The organism is uncultured Megasphaera sp. (assembly GCF_900539295.1).
Classification (GTDB): Bacteria; Bacillota; Negativicutes; order Veillonellales; family Megasphaeraceae; genus Megasphaera.
Window position 1 is genome coordinate 13,662 of the sequence record NZ_UQBH01000028.1, and the last position, 20,702, is coordinate 34,363.

Consider the following 20,702-nt stretch of genomic DNA (forward strand, 5'->3'; position numbering starts at 1 on the left):
ATGAATAAGGGGAAATCGTATTTTTTTAGATAATTTTGCCAAGGTCCCTCGGTGGCGATATAATGAACATATATTATATAGATAAATAAGGAGGGAATTCTATGACACAATATACATCGGTCTGTCCCTATGACTGCCCCGATGCCTGCGGCCTCGTCGTCACCGTCGATGACGGGCGCGTCGTCTCGGTAAAGGGCGACGAGAACCATCCTTTTACGCGAGGGACCATGTGCCCCAAGATGGCCCATTATGAACGGACGGTCTATTCGCCGCGGCGGCTGAAGACGCCACTCAAGCGGACGGGACCGAAGGGGAGCGGTGAATTTGAGCCCATCTCCTGGGACCAGGCCTTGGCGGAAATCGCAGCTTCGTGGAAGAAAATTATCGCCGAAAAGGGACCGGAGGCCATCTTGCCGTACTCCTATGCCGGCACCATGGGCATCGTCCAACACGACGCCTTGCATGGCTTGTTTTATCGGCTAGGTGCGTCGGAACTTGACAGGACGATCTGCGCTCCGGCCAAAGGGCAGGGCTTTAAGGACGTCATGGGAGGCACCTTGCCGACGGCACCCCAGGAAGCACAAAACAGTGACTGTATCTTCTTGTGGAGCATTCACATGATGGCCACCAATATCCATTTCAAACACGATGTGGATGCTGCCCGGGAAAAGGGAGCCGCTGTTTGGTGCATCGATACGTATCGTACCAAGACGGCAGACCTTGCCGATCACTTTGTCGCCATCCGTCCCGGTACCGACGGGGCACTGGCGCTCGGCATGATGAACGTCCTAGTCCGCGATGGCTTGACCGACGAAGCCTTTCTGTCCGCAAAAGTGCTGGGCTGGGATGAACTGAAAGAAAAAGTCATTCCTCGCTATACACCGGAAGAAACGGAAAACATTACTGGCGTCCCGGCAGCTGTCGTCGAAGCATTGGCTCAGGCCTACGGCAAGGCGCGGGCACCCTTTATTCGCCTGGGAAGCGGCCAGTCCCGCTACCGAAACGGCGCCATGACGACGCGGCTCATCACCTGCCTTCCGGCCGTCGTCGGTGCCTGGGGAAAGAAGGGCGGCGGTATCTTGACCTCAGCCGGCGCGTCTAAGGCCTATCATAAGGATATCGTCACTCGATCCGATTGGAAGAAGAAGGGAACACGACTGGTCAACATGTGCTGCATCGGCCAGGCCCTTACGGAAGACGACAGCATCCAGAGCCTTTTCGTCTATTCATCGAACCCGGCCTGTACGGCGCCGGATCAAAATAAGGTCCTCGCCGGCCTTTCTCGGGACGACCTGTTCACTGTCGTCCACGAACGCTTCATGACCGATACGGCACGCTACGCCGACATCGTCCTGCCGGCGACGACGTCCTTGGAACACGACGACGCTTACTATTCTTACGGCAACTACACGATTCAGTGCGGCTATGCCGTCATCGAACCCCTCGGCGAAAGTCGATCTAATTGGCACGTTGCCTGTGACCTGGCCAAGGCTCTCGGCATTACCGATCCCTTTTACGACCAGTCCGAACGGGACCTCGTCAATCAGCTCATAGCCTCGACGGTAACATGGCCCCTTCCCGTTGACCGGGAACTGCTGGCATCGGGCCGGCCGACGCCCCTTCCCATGCCGGAAGATTATCAGACGGCCTTTGCGACGCCGTCGGGGAAGATAGAAATTCGAAACGACGCCCTGACACCGGCTCTTCCCGATTACATACCCCTCAATCCCGATGAGGGGAAACTGGCTTTCGTCAACGGCGCCGACATGCGCATCCTCGACTCGTCCTTTAATGAACGGGATGAATTGACGGCCAGCCATACGATGGACCTCTTCGTCCACCCTGAAGACGCCGACCGCTACGGCATCGCTGACGGTGAGTCCGTGACCCTCAAAAATAAGCGGGGGCAGGCTGATTTTACCGTCTGCATCAGTGACCGCACCGTACCGGGCTAGGTCGTCAGTGAAGGCGTATGGTGGCGCGAACGGGTCAAAGACGGCGGCGCGTCGGTCAACGTCCTCACCAGTCAGCGCCTGACCGATGAAGGCCGGGGCAGTACCTTTTACGACGTCCGCGTCGACCTGACAAGTAAAAATACTTGACAGGGCATCCCTTTTCGGGTATACTGTCACAGTACGCTGTTTGAAAGGCGGTGAAGCCATGCTTGAAGACGTAGTCCGCAAGGGGCGGCTCCTCGATCTGTACGGGCCGTTATTGACGGAAAAGCAGCGGCGCTGTATGGAAATGTATTTCGATATGGACCTGTCCTTGAGTGAAATCGGGGAAGAACTGCAAATTTCCCGTCAAGGTGCTTACGACATGCTCAAGCGCGCTTCCCAGTCGCTGGAAAGCTATGAACAGCGGCTTCAGTTGCTGGCCCGCTTCGATGCGGTCCGGGAACAGATCGATGAAGTCCAGGGCTTGCTTGAAAGTCAGGGGCTCAGCGATATTGAAAGAGCTAAACAACTTTTACACGAAATAGATTTATAAAAGGAGGCCCCTCATGCCATTTGAAAGTCTGTCCGAACGATTCCAGGCGGCCTTTAAAAAGCTTCGCGGCAAAGGGAAGCTTTCTGAAGAGGATGTCAGTGAAGCCCTGAAAGAGATGCGCCGCGCCTTACTCGAAGCGGACGTCAACTTTGCCGTTACCAAGGACTTCATTAAGAAGGTCAAGGAAAAAGCCGTCGGTGAAGAAGTCTTCGGCAGCTTGAATGCGTCGCAGACGGTCATCAAAATCGTCCGCGATGAATTGACGGAACTCCTCGGCGGGACCCAGAGCCGGATTACCATTGCGCCGAAGCCGCCGACGATCATCATGCTCGTCGGTCTCCAAGGTGCCGGTAAAACGACGACGGCAGCGAAACTCGCCAAAAAATTGAAGTCCCAAGGCAAGAGCCCGCTCATGGTAGCCGCCGACGTCTATCGCCCGGCAGCTATCACTCAGCTGCAAGTCCTCGGTCAGGAACTGGATATGCCCGTTTATACCGAAGACGGCAGCAAGGACCCCGTTGCCATTGCCCAGCACGCCATTCCCTATGCGACCAGCCATCTGCGCGATGTCGTCATCATCGATACGGCCGGGCGGCTTCATATCAACGAAACCTTGATGGATGAATTGATTCATATTAAAGAAAATGTTCATCCTCATGAAATCCTCTTAGTCGTCGACGCCATGACCGGTCAGGATGCCGTCACGGCGGCATCGGCCTTCGATAAAGCCCTCGGCATCGACGGCATGATCATGACCAAGCTCGACGGCGATGCCCGCGGCGGGGCCGCCTTGTCCATCAAGGCCGTCACGGGCAAACCCATCAAATTCATCGGTGTCAGCGAAAAGCTCGACGGCATCGAAGAATTTCATCCTAACCGTTACGCGTCGCGTATCCTCGACTTAGGCGACGTCGAAACGATCATCGAAAAAGCCCAGGCTGCTTTTGACGAAGAGTCCATGGAAAACATGAAGAAGACCATGAAGAGCGGGTCTTTTACCTTCGATGATTTCCTCTCCCAGCTTCAAATGATTAAGAAGATGGGCAACATGGGCAGCATCTTGAGCCTCATTCCCGGCATCGGGAAGTACAAGAAAGAACTCGACAAGGTCGACATGGACGGCAAGGAATTCAAGCGAATCGAAGCCATCATCACATCTATGACGGCTCAGGAACGGTCGAGTGCCAACCCTAAAATGCTGATCAAGGACAGCCGCAAACGCCGCATTGCCAAAGGCAGCGGTACCCGCGTCCAAGACGTCAACCGCCTCATCAAGCAGTTCACAGAAATGCAGAAGATGATGAAGCAGGCTAAGAAAGCACAAAAGAGTAAACGACGGGGTTTTATGCCGCGTCTGCCTTTTTAAATGGATTTCCCGACTTATCGTGGAAATAGGATATTCTGACAAGGAGGTGATTTTCAATGATTAAAATTCGTTTGGCCCGTTTAGGTGCTAAAAAGAAACCGATCTACCGCGTCGTCGTTGCTGATTCCCGCAATGCTCGTAACAACGGTCGTCCCGTTGCAACCCTCGGCATGTACGATCCGTCCAAAGACATGGATACTCGTCTGACCGTCGATGCAGAAGCTGCAGTAGCTTGGCTCGGTAAAGGCGCACAGCCGACAGATACGATCCGTTCTATCTTCAAGAAAGCTGGCATCATGGCCCAGTTTGAAGCATCCAAAAAGTAAGTGAGGCTGGATACTATGGAAGAATTGATTGCGTGTATCGCCCGGTCTCTGGTAAAGAATCCGGAAGCGGTTACAGTTACCAAGATTCAAAAAAAAGGCCTCGAAGTCTATCAGCTTCATGTCGCACCCGAAGATATGGGCAAAGTCATTGGCAAGCAAGGTAAAATTGCGAAAGCATTGCGCCTTGTTGTCAAGGCTGCGGCAGTGAAGGCGAATAAGAAAGTATCAGTGGATATCGTATAGGAGGTACCATGGATCAGATTACATTGCGCATTCCCGTTGCCGTTAAGGCAAAAGTCACACAGTCTCTTAAGGACCGTATCCTCAAGAATGCCGATCAGGCCCTGAGTGATATCGATCGGGAAATGCAGAACCTGGAATTCCAGGCTAAACGCATGATGACCGAACAGGCCAAAATCGATGCCCAGGGACTTATTTCCCTGCGTGCGCAAGTAGAAGAACAGAAACAGCGTCTCGTCTCGGCTCGAGCTAAAGCTCAGCACGACCGCGAAGAAGCAGAACACCTTACAATCGATTCCGAAATCAGACAAGGTACACTCGAACAGACTGTCGTTGTCAATGTCGGCGATGATTTGGAAAAATTGATGGGAACTGAAATCTTGCTTGAAGACGGCAAGATCATTTCTATCCGCCAATAGAATACGATGGCTGACTTAGATCTTTTTACAATCGGTCAAATCGTTGCCCCGCACGGCGTGCGGGGTGATGTTCGTATTTATCCCGATACGGACTTTCCGAAACGATTCCTCAAGATGAAATACGGCTATATCGACGGCAAAAAGTATGAAGTCCAATCCGCTCGTCTTCATAAGCGGGTCGTTCTCATGAAATTTGTCGGCGTCGATGACCGCAATGCCGCTGAAAAACTCCTCAAAAAAGAGATTCAGGTACCGCGGGAAGATTTGGTACCCCTTAAGAAAGGGCAGCATTACATCTACGACATCATCGGCTCCGTCGTATACGATCTCGAAGAACATGAACTGGGAAAACTTACAGACGTCCTGCGCACGGGCAGCAACGATGTCTACGTCGTCACTGCTGATGACGGCAGGGAAACCCTTTTTGCGGCTATCCCCGACGTCGTCAAATCCGTTGATGCTGAAGCAAAACGCATCGTCGTCGATCCGCCGGAGTGGGTGGACGAATGAGAATCGACATTATCTCACTCTTTCCGGAGCTGATCGAAGCTTTCTTTCAGCACAGCATCATCGGCAGGGCCCGAGCAGCCGGTCTGTTGGAACTGGATGTGACCAATCCTCGCAACTTCACGTATGACCGCCATCACATGGTAGACGATACTATTTACGGCGGCGGCTGCGGTATGCTCATGAAGGCGGCTCCGCTCTATGCGGCCGTCGAATCCGTGCGGCGGCAGGTCCCGCGGCGGCGCGTCATATTCATGGGCCCGGCGGGAAAGCCTTTTGATCAGGCGAAAGCACGCGAGCTGGCGACATACGACCAGCTTATTTTGCTATGTGGCCACTATGAAGGCGTCGACTACCGCGTCGAAGAAGACTTGGCCGATGAAACCATTTCCGTCGGTGACTATATCCTGACCGGCGGCGAACTGCCGGCCATGACTGTCACCGATGCCGTAGCCCGCATGATACCGGGCGTCCTCGGGGCTGCGTCGGGAGCGGCTGACGATTCCTTTTACTCGTCCCTTCTCGAATGCCCGCAGTATACGAAGCCGGCCGTCTTTCGCGGCATGGCCGTGCCGGAAGTCCTGCGAAACGGCGATCACGCCAAGATCGACATGTGGCGCCGAAAGGCGTCCCTTTCAAGGACGTTGAACCTTCGGCCGGATCTTCTCGAACACTGCGACTTGTCACCGAAGGACGAGGAAATACTGGGAAAATTAAAGGGAGAAAAGCGATGAAAAAATCCCCTTTATATGTAGGATTGGTTCATTATCCCATATACGATAAGAACTTTAACGTCATTACGACGGCCATTACCAACTACGACCTGCATGATATTTCGCGGTCGGCAAAGACCTATGGCATAAAAAAATATTTCATCATCCATGATGTGCCGGGGCAGTTGGATATGGTCCGCAAAATCATGGGCTTTTGGGAAAGCGATACCGGCCGAAACTATAACGGCTATCGCACTCAGGCCTTTGACATCGTCGACATCCGCCCTTCCATCGGAGCGGCTGTCGCGGCCGTAACCGAGGCGGAAGGCAAGAAGCCTTACGTCGTTACGACCGATGCGCGGACTTATTCCAACACCATTTCCTATAAGGCCCTGCGCCAAAAACGGGAAGAAGAGGACACGCCGATTCTCCTGCTCTTTGGCACGGGTTATGGCATGACGAAAGAAACGATGGAAAAATTCGATTTTATCCTGGAACCAATTTACGGCGCTGGGGAATATAATCACTTATCCGTCCGTTCGGCAGCGGCGATCATCTTAGACCGCCTGGCCGGCGAGGATTGGTGGACATAAAGGGAGGCATTTGAATGTCTGGACATTCTAAATGGGCAAATATTAAACGTAAAAAAGGGAAAAACGACGCCATCCGCGGCAAGATTACGACTAAGATCGGCCGTGAAATCACGATTGCTGTCCGCATGGGCGGTCCCGATCCGGTCGGCAATATGCGTCTGAAATTGGCCCTCCAAAAAGCAAAAGAAAACAACATCCCGAAAGATAACATCAAGCGGGCTATCCAAAAAGGCGCCGGTGCTACGGAAGGCCAGAACTACGAAGAAATCGTATATGAAGGCTACGGCCCGGCAGGCGTTGCCGTTACGGTCAACGTCCTCACGGATAACCGCAACCGCGCCGCTGCCGACGTTCGCCACGAATTCTCCAAATCCGGCGGCAACCTCGGCGCTACGGGCTGCGTCAGCTGGATGTTCCACAACACGGGCCTCTTCGTCGTCGCCCGCGACAAGGCTGACGAAGACCAGATCATGGAAGTCGCTATCGAAGCCGGTGCCGATGACGTAAAAGTCTCCGAAGAAGACTACGAAATCATCACCACGCCGGAAGCCTTCGATGCCGTTGAAAAAGCCTTGGCTGACAACAACATCGAAACGGAACACGCATCGATCACCATGATCCCGGAAAACACGATCAAATTGACCGGTGAAGATGCCGAAAAAATGGAACGCTTCATCGACGCCCTCGACGAAATCGACGACGTCCAGGACGTGTACCATAACGCAGAACTTCCGGAAGACGAAGAATAAGAATATAAAAACAGCGCTTGTCCCATTGATAGAAATGAGACAGGCGCTGTTTTTTCGTCTGTAGATTTTTGTAATGGACGATACATTGGACGGGAGATTGTAGAAAATCACTGTTTCGATAGCCGAAGGGCGGATGATTATTTTTGATTTAGGCTGTTTAGGTTCAGCCGATAATGGTAAGGACGAGTGCTTTTTGAGATGATGTACCGTTCTGTAGGAATCGTTTTGAATCTTGAATAAACGGTTGATTTTGTTTTTTGAATGGTAGAGGCGATTTCATCAATGGTAGCACCCCAGGTGGAGAATACCGCAGCCTGAAGCAGGATATCATATATTTTATAGGTTGTTTCGTTATCTATTTTCCAAGTGTCTAATTTCTTTTGATAAGACAGATATAGTTCTTGTTTTTTTTGCAAAATGTTCGTCGTATAGGAAATGGCAGTGCAGATCAGGGTCAATGTTCCGATGATAAAGGGTGTCAAATCCCCTCGATTTATTTCCGAATCAGCTTCTTCAAATAGGCTATAATAGGACTTCCTGTTCTTTTTTATCAAAATAGATACCTGCAGTCCAATCGTCGGATGTAAGTGCTTGGAGATAAGATAGGAAGTAATAAAGCGGGACATTCTGCCGTTTCCGTCATAAAAGGGGTGGATATAGCCAAATAAATAATGGAAAATAGCGATGCGAATAAAATTGGGGACCGATGAAGCGTGCAATAGGTTCAATGCTGACTCCAAGGTCGTTATGATGTCGGATTCGGGATACAGGCCCCGATGCAGTATTTTCTGAGTCTCAGAAACGACATCGACACTGTTTTTCCTGAATAAAACCCCATCCGGCAGATTTTCCGGATCTTCCATCTTGATTTCATCAGCCAAAAAGTCGTTATATAAATTGCGAATATCTTGGCAGGTCTGCAAGGGAATATCTTCATTTATGATGATCTTTTGGTATTTATTTACGATGCCGCTTAGTCGTTTTTTTTCATTGCTGTCTAAGGCTGATTTAATTTCTTTCCGAGTGCTGTGGACACCTTCAATGTCGTTGCTGGATTTTATTTCTTCAATCAGTCGGTTATAAAGAAACTGGGTTATGCCGGCCCCGGGGATTACTTCAATCAGTTTATATAGTTGAAAAAATTCAGTCATGATTTTATCCTGAAGGTTTGCTATTTCCTCTGTATAGCAGTAAAAAACAGGGTAAGATTGTTTGTGGCCGAATTGCTTTATAGAAATCGGAACATGTCTGGTAGAGGGGCTATTAAAGCGCGATTCATATTCCGATTCATATGAATCGGGTGACTTATAGTATATTTTCGTTAAGCTGACATAGTCCATATCAAATCCTCCAAATAGTAAAAAGTGCGTTTTTTATAATTTCAAAATCATGAGATTATAAAAATGGCGATTTTTACAATCTCATTTTTTGGAGACCGTAAAAAATGTACAATTTACCATCTTAATTTTTCTGTCGTAATCCGGAAAATCGCTGCGTTCGTAGTGAAGAATTTCGGCTTTTCCAATGGCCGTTTCTCCTCGATGATTTTTCTAGAGCGTCCGTGCAGGCCCTTCTATGAGTCCTTAGAACATTGGAGAATCGATGGCGAGCTAAGGCTTACAGATGCCGCAGGGCGTATAGCCGGCACCGATGGCTTCATCGCGGGTGTCAAAGTGGACTCGATGGTCGGCACGAATCTTTTGCTCAGCCCGGCAGCCTTCGCTGTGAAATTTGAAGCTGTTGGAATTACCCGTGTAGGCCAGGGCCGTTATGGCAGTCAGGGTGAAAAGGCAGACGAGCAGGATGGTCGATAGAATTTTTTTCATGATGGGCCTCCTTTTCAGGTGCAGAACCGGCGTTCCCAATGTAATGTAATTTAAGGATAGAGTGTTTCTCCTTTCTTGTCAAATAGGGCGAGTGTACCGCCCGTTCTTGGAATCGTCTATTTTTTTGGCTCATGCTGCCGGGGCTCACTGCCGACTTCAATCTGCTCCGATATATAAAGAAGGTCTTGTGAACGAGGTGTCCACAAGACCACTGTATTCATGATAGACTTTTCAAGGGGAAGGAAGATTTACCATCTCCAAGGCATGTTGTAGGCGGCTTCCCAAATAATCTTTGCTACTTCTACCGGACGTTGTTGATAAGCTGCATTGGAATTAGGGCGGTCGTATAAAGGATCCCCTCCATCACTGGAAATGGCGCCGGTAGATGTATTGTAGCTGTAATGTACGGTTTTGGTTTGGTAGAGCGTGCCTTTATCGATATTATAGATCAGTATATTGGCAGCCAATCTATAATAGGGTGGATTATAATATTCGCTTACGACTGAAGTTTTGTCGACATAGGTACCATGTCCCATATGTCCATATGCCAGGACAATTTGGCTGTTTCCGTAAAGATACCGTGGGTAGTCTTCGGCATAGTTGGTAGTGGGAATTAGAAAGAGACTGACTGCGAAGAACAAGGCCATCATCATTTTTGACAAGTGTTTCATGACATCACATTCCTTTCAAAATAATGATTACTTGGATAATATATGACTATTATATCACAAAATAAAAGATTTGAGCTTTTTATTATTCCATACGGTGAGGGGCTTCCCTTGTTTTGGAAGTAAGGTGGTCTCCATTTGAGTCTTATGTCAGTTGATTCAGGAAGCAGTTTCGATCTGTCTGTATATACAAAAAGGTCTTGTGAACGGAGTGTCCACAAGACCGCAGTATTCAGTATAGCTTTTTTCGGGTAACGTCATTTTAGGAATCCCTTACCATCTCCAGGGCATGTGATAAGCGGCTTCCCAAATGGTTTTAGCTACGTCTACCGGCCGTTGTTTGGCCATGGGATTGGTGGAACGGTCGTATAAGGGGCCGTAGTCACCAACGTAGATGGCGCCGGTTTCGATGTTGTAGCTGTAATGCTGCGTCCTTGTGCCGGCGAGATACCCTTTCTCGGCATTATAAGTCAGGACATTGGCGGCCAACTTATAGTAGGGCGGATTGTAGTATTCGACGACGACGGACGTCTTGTCGACATAGGTTCCATGCCCCATATGGCCGTATACCAGGACGATTTGATCATTGTCGTAAAGGGTAGGCGGGAAATAGAGGGCCTGGTTGGTGCCGGGAATCAGAAACAGACTGATTGCGAAAAACAGGGCCAGCATCATCTTTGATAAATATTTCATGACATCACATTCCTTTCAAAATATATTCTATTAAGGCATATGTATTATACCATAAAGTGAATAATGTGAGAAAGGTGTCCCTGCGAAATAAAGATGGGGCGATGTTTCTGACCAGCGGCAAAACGGCAAGGGGCTAAGGGCTGACGATGGCGATGTATCGTTCCAGCTCTTCTTGTTCGTAAGCTGAGATGAGGGCGGCCATCTGTTCCGGGTCATTGGCGTTACGGTGGTAGGCGTCGAAGCAATCGTAGTATTTACGGCGATCCGTAAACTTGATGTCGACAGGGAGAAGTCCGGCCTTTATGAGTTCCAAATTCAGCAGCAGTCGTCCTGTACGGCCGTTGCCGTCGATAAAGGGATGAATGGATTCAAATTCAAGATGGAGTAAAGCTGCGGCTTTCAGTATATGTTTTTCTGCTTTCCAGACGGCATACTGCTTAAGCAGTCTGTCGATGGCAGGCTCAATCATATAAGGCTGGGGCGGCGTGTGGAGGGCGCTGACGATGCGGACCGGTACTTTTCGGTATTTGCCGCGGTTTTCCCGGTCATTCATTAATACCAGGGAATGGATGGTCTTGATCGTTTCTTCTGTAAGGAGCGCGTTGTGGGACGCCAACTCGATGATATAGTAAAAGGCATCTTTAAAGCCGATGACGTCGAGATGTTCACGCAGTGGCTTTTCGGCGATGGTAATGCCTTCCTGCAGAATCAGGTCTGTTTCACGGAGCGTCAATGTATTGCCTTCGATGGCATTGGAATTGTACGTCATCTCAATGATGAATTCTTCGCGAAGCCGCTGCCGCTCTGCCGGTTTCAATGGGGGCAGGCGATTCAATCTGTCCTTCAGAAAATCGATTTTGGTAAAGAGAGGATTCATGGTGAAACTCCTTTCGAGACGCTGTCTTTTCCTATATATGACTTTACTAGGAGACGCCTTAAAAAGCAACAAATCCCGCTGAAACAGGTGCGCTGTTGATTGAAAATCACTTGGAACCGATTTATTTTTAAAAATTTTTCTACGCGTTGGAATAACAACGGATTATCTCTTGGCCTTCATGATATACTACGTTCAGAAGTTGAGAAAAGCGTCTCTGACATAGAGATAGATGAGATATACAGGAGGTAATTACTATGGCAAAAATTACGACAGATATGATTATGGGCGATATCATCCGCCAGTACCCGCAGGTTGTTGATACCCTCGTGGCTCAGGGCATGCACTGCTTAGGCTGCCCGTCGTCCCAGCAGGAAAGCCTGGCTAATGCCTGCTTCGTTCACGGACTCGACCCGGAAGCTGTTGCCGGTGCCGTTAACGCTGTTTTAGATAAATAAGAGGAGGGGTAGACGATGAGTGCATTCTTAGGACCGATCCATTTTTGGTTATACAATAAAATCCAGTTTCAGGAAAATCTGATCGACGAACTCGTCGCTTACGTTACGGCTAAGGGCTGGAGCGATAAGGCTGACCAGTACGTCAGCACGGATCGCCGCAAACTCGACGAAGTCATCGACGAAGCCAACATCCACGGATGGCTCCAGTCTCGCATCCACGATGCTGAAGGCCGCTATGCCGCTCTGGTTCTCGATGCAGCCGGCGACGATGCCGAAAAATTCGACGCTTTGAAACAGGCTGCTCATGATTTTGGCGTTAAACAGGGCCTTCAGGCCGCAACGGCACCGGAAGCCTTCCACCGTCTCGACGATCTTCTCCTCGACGGCATGCCCTGCGACCAGGTCAACCGCGTCCGCGAAAGCGACGATGCCCGCATTGCCTGGGATCGTACAATCGATCTTCACAGTGAATTTTGGCAGGGTCACGGCGACCGCTACTATGCCCTGCGTCAGGCCTTGGTCGACGGACTCCTGTCGGCTACGGGCTACGCCTTAGAAAATCCGGCCGAAGGCCAATATGAAATCGTAAAGAAATCTGCTTAATAAGAAAGAGAGGGATGCATTATGATGTACTGCACGGAAGTCATGGTCGAACAGCACGCCAATATTTCCCGTATGCTTAAAATCATTCAGGCCGCTTGTTGTGCCATCTTAGAAGGCGGCGAAGTCGATCAAAAGGAATTTGCCGACATCATCGACTTTATCCGTAACTACGCTGACAATCACCACCATCGTCGGGAAGAAGAAGTCCTTTTCCCGGAAATGGTCGATAACCTGGAAGAAGTTGCGTCAATCATCATCAAACACGGTATGCTCGTCGAACACGACTTGGTCCGCGCTCATGTGCGTGCCCTCGAAGAAGCACTGAAGCTTTACGACGAAGAACCGAAAACGGAACATAAACTCCAAATTCTGGCAGAAGCCATGGCCTATGCCAATCGCCTGCAGATGCACGTCGAAAAAGAAAACAACGTCGTCTATCCCCTGGCTGACCGCAGCCTTCCTGAAAATATCAAGGAAAAAATCGATAAGACGGTCAAAGACTTCGAAAAAGAAGAAGATCCGGCCTTCGTACAAGGCTACCTGGACCTCTTAGACCGCTTAGAAAAGAAATATCATATTGCTGCCTAACGGAGATACGAAAAGACCGATGAAACTGCACGATAAATGCAGTCTCATCGGTCTTTTTTATGTACTCATGAAGGTGCATGCAGAGGAGACGCTTTACTGACCCCGGCATGACAGGCCTTCAGCGTTATTTCTTAAGGGGAAAATCGTATATGCCGGTTTTAAAGCCCTTTCAGGCATTCGATGAGTTTATCCGTGTCTTCTTTGGTCGTAGCCCAGCTGGTTGCCAGACGGATGACGGTATGATTATCGTCATAGGCTTCCCACGTGCTGCAGGCGACTTTTTTACTGAGGGAGGTTAATTTTTGATTGTCCATGATGACGAAAATCTGGTTGGTCGCTGTCGGAAAATAGAGGTCGAAGCCATTTTCTTTCAAGGCCTTGCGGATGGCGTCGGCGTGTTCGATGGCTGTCTTGCCGATTCTTTCATAGCAGTCGTCGCTGAATAAGACGTCGAATTGCGTGCCTAGGAGCCAGCCTTTTGCCAAGAGGGCGCCGTGCTGCTTGATGGTCGTGAAGAAATGGGGAATGAGTCCCTTTTTGGGAAGGACGACGGCTTCGCCGATGAGGGCGCCGCATTTTGTGCCGCCAATATAAAAGGCCGTGCAGTACGTCGCTAAATCGGCTAAGGTGACATCGTTTTCCGGCGTCGACAAGGCATAGGCCAGGCGGGCGCCGTCGGCGTAGAGGGAGAGACTGTATTTTTTGCAGACATCGGAAAGTTCTGCCAATTCCTGTTTGGTGTACAGCGTGCCGTATTCCGTAGGCTGGGAAATGTAGACCATGCCGGGCTGTACCAAATGATCTTTGGAAGCGTCGGCCTCAAAATTTTCCATGAAGCGGGCGACGTCGGAGGCCGAAAGCTTTCCCTGATGCTGGGGGAGTTCGATGACTTTGTGTCCTGTATATTCAATGGCCCCGGCTTCATGGATGCTGACGTGGCCTGTCGAGGCGGCGATGACGCCTTCGTAGCGGCGTAAGATGGCATCGATGACGACGGCGTTAGTCTGAGTGCCGCCGCTTAAAAAGTAGACTTCTCCTTCCGGGCAGCGGCAGGCATCGAGAATTTTTTGGCGGGCTCCTTCACAGATGCCGTCGGTCCCGTAGCCGTCCTGGGGAATCGTATTGATGGCTGTCAGCCTTTCTAAAATGGCCGGGTAGGCGCCTTCCATATAGTCGGAAGCAAAGGGTAATAAGGTATTCATAACTAACCTCCTGTGGATGATTGTTTTTTACGGATGGCCTCATTATAAGCTACAATAGGGTATGACACAAGCTGTAATTTATCATATTCGTCATGAGAAAATGGGTGAACAACATGGACAGTATCAAATGCCAGGCCTTGCTCCTGGCCATTCAACACGGAAGTTTGACCGCAGCCGGTAAGGAACTCGGCTATACGCAGTCGGGCATAACCCGCATGATTCGGTCGTTAGAAGAAGAAATCGGATTTCCCCTCTTAGTGCGGAACAATCAAGGCGTCCAACCGTCGGCCAACGGCCGGCAGATGATGCCCGTCTTTCAGGAAGTCGTCCGGGCGTCCCAAAAGGCCGTCGACCTCGGCGCTGCCATTCAAGGCGTTTTGGCCGGTGTCCTTAACGTCGGCTGCTACTACAGCATTGCCGCTGCCTGGATGCCGAAAATCCTCAGTAAGTTTCAAGAACTCTACCCCAACGTATCGGTCCATCTCATGGAAGGTACTAATCAAGAATTGGCTCAGTGGCTCGATGAAAAGACAATCGACTGCTGCCTGTCGGCAAAGTTCGGAAACGACGTGACCTATGACTGGATTCCCTTATATGAAGACGAACTCGTCGTCTGGCTGCCGCCGGATCATCCCTGGACGGCAGAAGATGCCATTACCTTGGCACACCTCGACGACGCGCCTTTCGTCATCCCCCTTCCTAATCGCGATACCGATATCGACCGCTTTTTGGCGGCCAACTTCCTCGAACCGGATATCCGCTTCACGACCAGTGACCCCTATACTGCCTACTGCATGGTCGAAGAAGGCCTGGGCATCAGCCTGAACAATCGCTTGACGACCAAACGCTGGAACGGTCGCGTCGTCCTGCGCCCCTTTGAGCCGGCCCAGCATATCTCCTTGGGCATTGCCGTCCCCGACATCCAAGAACTGTCGCCGGCGACGAGCAAATTCATCGCCCAAGTCTGGCAGACTGTACAAGGCGAAACAGCACAAGATGCTGGAGATGGGAAAAAACAAGGCGATGCCTGAAAACCGTCAAAGGGATTAGACTCGGTTTTACCTGATTATAACTGCATAGACTGCATGGTAAAGGTCATGAATCTTAGTTTCTATAAGGTTCGTGGCCTTTTTTCAAATCGATTTCGATATTCCCCTCTTGGAACCTTTGATGATAGCCAAGAGGGTAAGTGGACAATGAGGTGCCCAATCGAAGACGGAGTCTGGGGCAGGTCATGGAATGGGAGCCGAACAGATCGGAATGGCGGGCAGGGAGCTTCAGTCAAGAAAACGCCAAAACAGATGAATCTATTTGTATAGACAAAATATGTCGTTTTTAGTTTGTATAATATAATTAATAATTTATAAAATAATATGATATAAAAATGTGTTTATTTTATAACATATGGTATAATATATATTATAATTTTAAGGTAAAAGAAGCGGACGACGTGATAACGGTAAGATTCTAAACATAGATGTATATAAGAAAATAGGTAAAATGTATATTGTAGAATGACTCGTCAAAAAGCTATTCTGTGAAACTATGATGATTTCGTAAACGAGCTGCTTTGACAGGACGGGAAAAATAAGCAGTCGGCAGACATCATAGGATAATGAGTTTTGTTGTTGTTAGATCTACCCAGTGGAGATGAAATCAATTATGAAACCATCGTTGAATCGGATATTTCAGAAGGGGAATTCAGAACGGCAAGAGCGCAGACCGAGTAAGTGCATGAATCAGGAAGATGAATATAAGAAAACCGGTTCTCAGATCGGCAGTACGATAGCCGGGGCAGGTACGGCAGAACAGGTACGGCAGCATGCAGTGCAGCAATTCGTCCCGGATACGTACACGGGACATCGAAAGGTCTATGATGATCCCAATGCCAAATTGCCGCCCAAAAGGCTCTCTTTACAGAGGGAGCGGTAGTAAAAGATCCCTACACCGGGGAAGTGCTGGTACTGACGAAAAAAGAGGCGACGCTCCTCTACGGTAAAGATTGGGCCAAACATTTAGCGGAAAGTGATCAGATAAAGCCCTTAGAAGAAATCTATAATGAAACCAAGGACAATCCTTGGCGGGCCCATGAAGACCGGAAGGGTATCGCCAATTCAAAAGAGCATATCCGCGTGACTTCGCGGCAATATAATAATGCCAAGGAGAGTCGCACGAATACGGATTTGGTAGAAAATAAACCGTACCGGAAGAAAACGGGCGTCAAAATACCCCGAGGCGGGGGCCAACGGGCCGTCCGGGATGATGACAATGCATCGACCGGCATTCATCGTCAGGTACGCCACAAATCAATTGAAAATATCATTTCTACGGGACACCAAGCAGGCCTGCAAGTCGGTGCTTCTGCCGGGGCCACGGCCGTTTCCATTGCAACGATACAGAATATCGTGTTGGTCATTAGAGGTGAAAAAGAGCCAGGCGATGCGATAAAAGATATTGCGGCAACGGGTGGGCAAGCCGCCGTTACCGGCTATGTGACGGGAGGAGGATTGACCGTTCTGTCCCAAACCTTATCTCAATCTTCCTCCGGCTTTATCCAGGGCCTGATGAAATCGAACGTTCCAGGTCTCGTTATTACCTCGTGCATAGCTTTTGGCAATACGCTGAATCGCTACGCCTGTGGAAAAATATCTACAAAAGTCTGTTTGACGGAATTAGGCGCCGACGGCTTTAAGATGTGGAGCGTCGGCTGTTCGATGGGCATGGGTCAGGCCCTTATCCCCGTGCCGGTTGTGGGCGCTGCCGTCGGGGCGGCCGTGGGAGCAGTCATGACGGGATCCTGTTACACGATGCTTCTCGGGAGTCTGGGTGATACGGAAGAACTTCGCTATCGGCAAAAACTTATATGTCAATGCCAGGAAGCGGCAACACAGGCCCATCAGTATCGAAGGGAACTGCAAGCGCATATGGATGCCTATTTTGCCGATTACGGCCGGTGCTTTGATGAAGCCTTGGCGGGAATTCGTTTTTCCTTTGCCGCCGGGGATACGGACGGTATCATTCGAAGTGCCAATCAAATCACGCTTAAAGTCGGCGGTGCCGTTAAATATGAGTCGTGCGATGAATTTAAAACCTTCATTGACGATGAAGCAGAAGACCTGTTTTAACTGGGGAGGGGAGTTTCATGCCGATACCTTTATTGATTGCCGGAGCCGTTACTATCGCTGGCGTTGCGGCACATAGCAAAGCCAGTGACATCAATGAAGAAGCGAAAAGTATTGCCCGCCGCGCAGCATCTATATATAACCGTCAAAAGGGGCGAACCGAAAACGCTCAACAGCAGGTCCTACAGGGGCTTGAAAAAGTCGGCCGGCAAAAACAAATGATTTTACTGTACCCCATGAAGTCCTTTTTGGAAACCTATGGCAGACTGAAAAAGGTAGGGCTTGTCAAGTCTCAGGGAATTGCAGAGCTGGAAAATCTGCCTCAATTTAATTTTGGCGATCAAGACGTACTGCAGCTTGAAAAACTGACCGACATCTACCAATCTGTTAAGTCCAGCGCAGCAGAAGGAGCGGCCGCAGGAGCTCTGGCGGGATTAGCCGTTACCAGTACCGGCGGCCTTCTCACGGCAGCGGCAGCGGGGACGGCAGGGACGTTTAGTGCCGTCGGAGTGGCCGGAGCTGCCCTCGATGTAGCCGGAACGGCCATCGGAGCCGTGGCGGCAGCGCCTCTTGCATTGTTTGTTGCACCGGTCGCTGTTTTTACGGGCTTATCGGCCCTGTCTAATGCCAATGAAAACTTAAGCCGGGCGAAAACCAGCTTAGCGCAGGCAGAACAGGCCTGCGAAGAAATGGAGAGAACGGCCGTTCTCTGCGAAGGGATTGCAAAAAAAGCGGATATGTTTGATAAGCTCATGATGAACTTAACGGAATTATTTTCGCAATGCCTTGTCCTGCAGAATGCGATTATACAGAAGAAAGATAAAAAGCAGCAAAGGCTCAGCCGGGACGCTTTTACCGATGAAGAACTGAAGGTCTTTGCCGTTTCGCGGTCTCTGGCAGGAGCCTTGAAGGCTTTGATCGATGTGCCCATACTGGATGACGGAGAGATTTCTAAAGACGCAGAACAGCAATACCGGACGGTCATGAAAATCCTGCCTTCTTATGAATATAATGTCAAAGAAATCCAGACCGTCGCCAAGGATTTGAATGTAAATGTTAAACAAGAGCAAAAAAATTTGCTGGGCCCTGTAGCCGGCATCATTATAAAAGTGGCTCCGAAACAAGCGGTAATCAATAAAACGACGGTTTTGTTGACCAAGGGGTCGTTGAATAAGCCCTTTATCTTAACCATTAGGCTGGCAGCCACCGTTTTGATGTTCCTATCTTTGTATTTTGGAACGGATTCGATTTTATTCCAGTTGGTGTTGTTTGGCCTCATGGTTTACTTAGGTACCCTTGACGAAAAATACTCGTCCGGGCATAAGCGGCAGGTACAGCTTATTTGGCGAATTTCGCTGGGCTTAGCCGGCCTTTATCTCATGGGCCGCGGCGCAGCCGTATTTTGGAATGAAAGCCGGTATCTGGCCAGTTTGGGATGGATTCTATTGGGCCTTGGTTTGGGGGGCATCAGTCTGGACTTAAAAGGCCGTGATGCGGAAGACTATACAACGACGGTTGCCTACATTCCTATGATGCTCTTGGTTTTAGGCGCAGCCGGAAAAGTGTTGGGATGGATCTTTTGATGGAAATAGGGAATCCCTCCCAATAGAATTTTCGCTGACGATAGTAAGGAGGTAACCATGTATTTAGCCATATTGACGGAAAAAGAAAAACAATTGTTCCTAAACCTGGCGTATACCTTGGCCTATAGCGACGGTGAATTTGGCGACGAAGAACAAATGCTTTTTGACGCTTACTGCAATGAAATGGGGACGACCTTTGATCGCCCTGAAACCGCGGTCAGTCTGCAGAAATTATTGGAATCCTTAAAGATAGATATTCTTGAAAATAATAGAAAAGTCGTCTATTTTGAGTTATTAGGCTTAGCTGTGGTGGACGGTAAATACAGCGAAGAAGAAAAAAAGGTAATGGATACGATCCGTGAAATTTTCGGACTGACCTGTGAATTCGCAGACCAGTGCTATGATTTCCTTCAACGGTATATTCAGATGCAAGAGGAGCTTACTGCATTATTACTTGGATAAGCGTAAAGGGTGCACGATTGTTTGACGAATATGACCTATAATTTAAATTACTATTCCTGTGAATAAATCGGATAGGGCGGGATGCGTTGTGAAGAAGGATAAGGTTTCAAGGGTATTAGCCCTCTATTCGCAGTTGTTGGCCGGACGGACGGTACAGAAGTCGACGGCAGCGCAGCTTTATGAGGTCAATGAGCGCAGTATCCAGCGGGATATTGAGGATATTCGCTCATTTTGCCGGGATGACGTGGCAGTTCATGACGGCGTCGTCTGCGATGTTGTTTATGACACTGGCGAAAAGGGATATCGCATGGAAGGCGGGCAGGTGCCGAAGTTGTCCAATAGTGAGGCTCTGGCCTTATGTAAAATCCTCCTCGACAGCCGGGCTTTCGTCAAGACTGAGATGGAAACGATGCTGCACAAGGTCATCGCCTGTTGTGTGCCCGAATCGAATCAGGCCTTGATCAGTAAGCTGGTCAATAACGAAGCCTTCCATTACGTCGAGCCGCGGCATCGGACGAGCTTTCTCGATACGATGTGGAAGCTTGGCGAAGCCATTCAGAAGCACTACTATGTCGACATTACCTATGGCCGTCTGAAAGACCGAAAAGTCGTTAAACGGCGGCTGAAGCCCTTGGCTCTGCTGTTTTCGGAGTATTATTTTTATCTCATCGCCTTCATTGACGACAGTGACATCCAAAAAATTTATGAAAGCGCTCGCGATATAACGCCAACTATTTATCGATTGGATCGGATCAAGACCTTGTCCGTAGAACAGGAAAATTTCCGCATCCCCTATAATCAGCGTTTTCAGGAAGGTGAATTCCGCAAGCGCATTCAGTTCATGTATGGAGGCCGCCTGAATCGCGTGACCTTTACCTACACCGGCGGCGATATCGATGCCATCTTGGATCGCCTGCCGACGGCTAAAATCTTAAATGAAGATAAGGGCAGCTATCAAATCGAAGCCGAAGTCTATGGGACGGGGATTGAGATGTGGCTCCGCAGTCAGGGCAAATACGTCAAGAATGTCAAAATCGTCCAAGTGTAATGGCGGGCTGAAATCAGCGAAGTACGGATCCTTAGCCTGCTGAAGGGCTGACCGCCAAGGGGTTACTCGAAAAATAGCATAGCCATTATGTCTGCCGCCGGTTTCCGGTGGCAGTTTTTTTGGCGCCGAATAGGCATGATAAAACCCCCAGTTACACTGGGGGTAAGTAAAT

At 49.5% G+C, this 20,702-nt stretch carries 25 protein-coding genes; 19 read left to right on the plus strand and 6 right to left on the minus strand.

Going from position 1 to position 20,702, the window contains the following annotated elements:
- The first annotated feature begins 101 nt into the window (after positions 1 to 101).
- From QZQ46_RS08860 to QZQ46_RS08905, 10 genes are all read left to right on the plus strand, one after another.
- Positions 102 to 1,955 carry a molybdopterin-dependent oxidoreductase gene (locus QZQ46_RS08860; RefSeq protein ID WP_308566101.1) on the plus strand — a complete coding sequence of 618 codons (1,854 nt, stop codon included), beginning with the start codon at positions 102 to 104 and terminating at the stop codon, positions 1,953 to 1,955.
- A gap of 205 nt (positions 1,956 to 2,160) precedes the next feature.
- On the plus strand, positions 2,161 to 2,490 hold the full coding sequence (gene ylxM / locus QZQ46_RS08865; RefSeq protein ID WP_296816845.1) for a YlxM family DNA-binding protein: 330 nt from the start codon (positions 2,161 to 2,163) through the stop codon (positions 2,488 to 2,490).
- A 13-nt stretch (positions 2,491 to 2,503) separates the two neighbouring features.
- Entirely contained in the window at positions 2,504 to 3,856 is a 1,353-nt protein-coding gene (gene ffh, locus QZQ46_RS08870) for a signal recognition particle protein (RefSeq protein ID WP_292283392.1), read from the plus strand.
- A gap of 56 nt (positions 3,857 to 3,912) precedes the next feature.
- Positions 3,913 to 4,182, plus strand: coding sequence for a 30S ribosomal protein S16 (gene rpsP, locus QZQ46_RS08875; RefSeq protein WP_044504354.1), 270 nt, complete (start codon positions 3,913 to 3,915; stop codon positions 4,180 to 4,182).
- Between the two features lie 15 nt (positions 4,183 to 4,197).
- Entirely contained in the window at positions 4,198 to 4,425 is a 228-nt protein-coding gene (locus tag QZQ46_RS08880; protein WP_044504353.1) for a KH domain-containing protein, read from the plus strand.
- Positions 4,426 to 4,433: 8 nt separating this feature from the next.
- Complete coding sequence (locus QZQ46_RS08885; protein ID WP_044504352.1) at positions 4,434 to 4,841, plus strand: YlqD family protein; 408 nt, start codon at positions 4,434 to 4,436, stop codon at positions 4,839 to 4,841.
- Positions 4,842 to 4,847: 6 nt separating this feature from the next.
- On the plus strand, positions 4,848 to 5,351 hold the full coding sequence (gene rimM / locus QZQ46_RS08890) for a ribosome maturation factor RimM (protein ID WP_296828977.1): 504 nt from the start codon (positions 4,848 to 4,850) through the stop codon (positions 5,349 to 5,351).
- A complete protein-coding gene (gene trmD / locus QZQ46_RS08895) occupies positions 5,348 to 6,082 on the plus strand; it encodes a tRNA (guanosine(37)-N1)-methyltransferase TrmD (protein WP_296828978.1) in 735 nt (244 codons plus the stop codon). Before rimM ends, trmD begins: the two co-directional genes overlap by 4 nt.
- Complete coding sequence (locus QZQ46_RS08900) at positions 6,079 to 6,654, plus strand: RNA methyltransferase (RefSeq protein WP_296816858.1); 576 nt, start codon at positions 6,079 to 6,081, stop codon at positions 6,652 to 6,654. The genes trmD and QZQ46_RS08900 overlap by 4 nt, the downstream gene beginning before the upstream one ends.
- Positions 6,655 to 6,668: 14 nt before the next feature.
- Positions 6,669 to 7,403 (plus strand): YebC/PmpR family DNA-binding transcriptional regulator, encoded by a 735-nt coding sequence (locus QZQ46_RS08905; RefSeq protein WP_287771407.1) that lies wholly within the window; start codon positions 6,669 to 6,671, stop codon positions 7,401 to 7,403.
- Between the two features lie 137 nt (positions 7,404 to 7,540).
- Here QZQ46_RS08905 and QZQ46_RS08910 read toward each other — a convergent pair whose 3' ends face one another.
- The 5 genes from QZQ46_RS08910 to QZQ46_RS08930 all read right to left on the minus strand — a co-directional run bounded on the left by QZQ46_RS08910 (position 7,541) and on the right by QZQ46_RS08930 (position 11,467).
- The gene (locus QZQ46_RS08910; RefSeq protein WP_296828979.1) at positions 7,541 to 8,743 is read right to left on the minus strand and encodes a Fic family protein; all 1,203 of its coding nucleotides are present in this window, start codon (positions 8,741 to 8,743) and stop codon (positions 7,541 to 7,543) included.
- A gap of 270 nt (positions 8,744 to 9,013) precedes the next feature.
- A complete protein-coding gene (locus QZQ46_RS08915) occupies positions 9,014 to 9,229 on the minus strand; it encodes a hypothetical protein (protein ID WP_296828980.1) in 216 nt (71 codons plus the stop codon).
- Positions 9,230 to 9,477: 248 nt separating this feature from the next.
- The gene (locus QZQ46_RS08920) at positions 9,478 to 9,900 is read right to left on the minus strand and encodes a hypothetical protein (RefSeq protein WP_296828981.1); all 423 of its coding nucleotides are present in this window, start codon (positions 9,898 to 9,900) and stop codon (positions 9,478 to 9,480) included.
- A 270-nt stretch (positions 9,901 to 10,170) separates the two neighbouring features.
- The gene (locus tag QZQ46_RS08925) at positions 10,171 to 10,590 is read right to left on the minus strand and encodes a hypothetical protein (RefSeq protein WP_296828982.1); all 420 of its coding nucleotides are present in this window, start codon (positions 10,588 to 10,590) and stop codon (positions 10,171 to 10,173) included.
- A 133-nt stretch (positions 10,591 to 10,723) separates the two neighbouring features.
- Complete coding sequence (locus QZQ46_RS08930) at positions 10,724 to 11,467, minus strand: Fic family protein (protein ID WP_296828983.1); 744 nt, start codon at positions 11,465 to 11,467, stop codon at positions 10,724 to 10,726.
- Positions 11,468 to 11,721: 254 nt separating this feature from the next.
- Between QZQ46_RS08930 and QZQ46_RS08935 the strand changes: the two genes are divergently transcribed.
- The 3 genes from QZQ46_RS08935 to QZQ46_RS08945 are packed head-to-tail and all read left to right on the plus strand — an operon-like array spanning position 11,722 to position 13,113.
- Positions 11,722 to 11,922, plus strand: coding sequence for a DUF1858 domain-containing protein (locus tag QZQ46_RS08935; protein ID WP_287771435.1), 201 nt, complete (start codon positions 11,722 to 11,724; stop codon positions 11,920 to 11,922).
- Between the two features lie 15 nt (positions 11,923 to 11,937).
- The gene (locus QZQ46_RS08940; protein WP_296817193.1) at positions 11,938 to 12,525 is read left to right on the plus strand and encodes a hypothetical protein; all 588 of its coding nucleotides are present in this window, start codon (positions 11,938 to 11,940) and stop codon (positions 12,523 to 12,525) included.
- A gap of 21 nt (positions 12,526 to 12,546) precedes the next feature.
- Positions 12,547 to 13,113, plus strand: a complete 567-nt coding sequence (locus QZQ46_RS08945) for a hemerythrin domain-containing protein (RefSeq protein WP_296828984.1) — start codon at positions 12,547 to 12,549, stop codon at positions 13,111 to 13,113.
- Between the two features lie 158 nt (positions 13,114 to 13,271).
- Here the strand turns inward: QZQ46_RS08945 and QZQ46_RS08950 are convergent, their stop codons facing one another.
- Positions 13,272 to 14,315 (minus strand): low specificity L-threonine aldolase, encoded by a 1,044-nt coding sequence (locus QZQ46_RS08950; protein WP_296828986.1) that lies wholly within the window; start codon positions 14,313 to 14,315, stop codon positions 13,272 to 13,274.
- Positions 14,316 to 14,428: 113 nt separating this feature from the next.
- On the opposite strand from QZQ46_RS08950, the gene QZQ46_RS08955 reads away from it, so the two are divergent.
- The 6 genes from QZQ46_RS08955 (at position 14,429) to QZQ46_RS08980 (ending at position 20,530) form a co-directional block, all read left to right on the plus strand.
- On the plus strand, positions 14,429 to 15,346 hold the full coding sequence (locus QZQ46_RS08955; protein ID WP_296828988.1) for a LysR family transcriptional regulator: 918 nt from the start codon (positions 14,429 to 14,431) through the stop codon (positions 15,344 to 15,346).
- 703 nt (positions 15,347 to 16,049) lie between these two features.
- Positions 16,050 to 16,247, plus strand: a complete 198-nt coding sequence (locus QZQ46_RS08960; protein ID WP_296828990.1) for a hypothetical protein — start codon at positions 16,050 to 16,052, stop codon at positions 16,245 to 16,247.
- Between the two features lie 23 nt (positions 16,248 to 16,270).
- Positions 16,271 to 17,440, plus strand: a complete 1,170-nt coding sequence (locus tag QZQ46_RS08965) for a hypothetical protein (RefSeq protein WP_296828992.1) — start codon at positions 16,271 to 16,273, stop codon at positions 17,438 to 17,440.
- A gap of 17 nt (positions 17,441 to 17,457) precedes the next feature.
- A complete protein-coding gene (locus QZQ46_RS08970) occupies positions 17,458 to 19,020 on the plus strand; it encodes a hypothetical protein (protein WP_296828993.1) in 1,563 nt (520 codons plus the stop codon).
- A gap of 57 nt (positions 19,021 to 19,077) precedes the next feature.
- Complete coding sequence (locus tag QZQ46_RS08975) at positions 19,078 to 19,482, plus strand: hypothetical protein (RefSeq protein WP_296828995.1); 405 nt, start codon at positions 19,078 to 19,080, stop codon at positions 19,480 to 19,482.
- A gap of 88 nt (positions 19,483 to 19,570) precedes the next feature.
- The gene (locus tag QZQ46_RS08980; protein ID WP_296828997.1) at positions 19,571 to 20,530 is read left to right on the plus strand and encodes a YafY family protein; all 960 of its coding nucleotides are present in this window, start codon (positions 19,571 to 19,573) and stop codon (positions 20,528 to 20,530) included.
- Positions 20,531 to 20,702: the final 172 nt, after the last annotated feature.

Excerpts from the sequence above, each read along its gene's own strand:
- QZQ46_RS08940 (WP_296817193.1), top strand. The coding sequence starts at position 11,938 with ATGAGTGCATTCTTAGGACCGATCCATTTTTGGTTATACAATAAAATC.
- rpsP (WP_044504354.1), top strand. The coding sequence starts at position 3,913 with ATGATTAAAATTCGTTTGGCCCGTTTAGGTGCTAAAAAGAAACCGATC.
- QZQ46_RS08930 (WP_296828983.1), bottom strand. The coding sequence starts at position 11,467 with ATGAATCCTCTCTTTACCAAAATCGATTTTCTGAAGGACAGATTGAAT.
- QZQ46_RS08950 (WP_296828986.1), bottom strand. The coding sequence starts at position 14,315 with ATGAATACCTTATTACCCTTTGCTTCCGACTATATGGAAGGCGCCTAC.
- QZQ46_RS08860 (WP_308566101.1), top strand. The coding sequence starts at position 102 with ATGACACAATATACATCGGTCTGTCCCTATGACTGCCCCGATGCCTGC.
- QZQ46_RS08910 (WP_296828979.1), bottom strand. The coding sequence starts at position 8,743 with ATGGACTATGTCAGCTTAACGAAAATATACTATAAGTCACCCGATTCA.
- QZQ46_RS08975 (WP_296828995.1), top strand. The coding sequence starts at position 19,078 with ATGTATTTAGCCATATTGACGGAAAAAGAAAAACAATTGTTCCTAAAC.
- QZQ46_RS08970 (WP_296828993.1), top strand. The coding sequence starts at position 17,458 with ATGCCGATACCTTTATTGATTGCCGGAGCCGTTACTATCGCTGGCGTT.
- ylxM (WP_296816845.1), top strand. The coding sequence starts at position 2,161 with ATGCTTGAAGACGTAGTCCGCAAGGGGCGGCTCCTCGATCTGTACGGG.
- QZQ46_RS08880 (WP_044504353.1), top strand. The coding sequence starts at position 4,198 with ATGGAAGAATTGATTGCGTGTATCGCCCGGTCTCTGGTAAAGAATCCG.
- ffh (WP_292283392.1), top strand. The coding sequence starts at position 2,504 with ATGCCATTTGAAAGTCTGTCCGAACGATTCCAGGCGGCCTTTAAAAAG.
- QZQ46_RS08920 (WP_296828981.1), bottom strand. The coding sequence starts at position 9,900 with ATGAAACACTTGTCAAAAATGATGATGGCCTTGTTCTTCGCAGTCAGT.
- QZQ46_RS08885 (WP_044504352.1), top strand. The coding sequence starts at position 4,434 with ATGGATCAGATTACATTGCGCATTCCCGTTGCCGTTAAGGCAAAAGTC.
- QZQ46_RS08915 (WP_296828980.1), bottom strand. The coding sequence starts at position 9,229 with ATGAAAAAAATTCTATCGACCATCCTGCTCGTCTGCCTTTTCACCCTG.
- QZQ46_RS08945 (WP_296828984.1), top strand. The coding sequence starts at position 12,547 with ATGATGTACTGCACGGAAGTCATGGTCGAACAGCACGCCAATATTTCC.
- QZQ46_RS08960 (WP_296828990.1), top strand. The coding sequence starts at position 16,050 with ATGAATCAGGAAGATGAATATAAGAAAACCGGTTCTCAGATCGGCAGT.
- QZQ46_RS08900 (WP_296816858.1), top strand. The coding sequence starts at position 6,079 with ATGAAAAAATCCCCTTTATATGTAGGATTGGTTCATTATCCCATATAC.
- QZQ46_RS08905 (WP_287771407.1), top strand. The coding sequence starts at position 6,669 with ATGTCTGGACATTCTAAATGGGCAAATATTAAACGTAAAAAAGGGAAA.
- QZQ46_RS08925 (WP_296828982.1), bottom strand. The coding sequence starts at position 10,590 with ATGAAATATTTATCAAAGATGATGCTGGCCCTGTTTTTCGCAATCAGT.
- trmD (WP_296828978.1), top strand. The coding sequence starts at position 5,348 with ATGAGAATCGACATTATCTCACTCTTTCCGGAGCTGATCGAAGCTTTC.
- QZQ46_RS08935 (WP_287771435.1), top strand. The coding sequence starts at position 11,722 with ATGGCAAAAATTACGACAGATATGATTATGGGCGATATCATCCGCCAG.
- QZQ46_RS08955 (WP_296828988.1), top strand. The coding sequence starts at position 14,429 with ATGGACAGTATCAAATGCCAGGCCTTGCTCCTGGCCATTCAACACGGA.
- rimM (WP_296828977.1), top strand. The coding sequence starts at position 4,848 with ATGGCTGACTTAGATCTTTTTACAATCGGTCAAATCGTTGCCCCGCAC.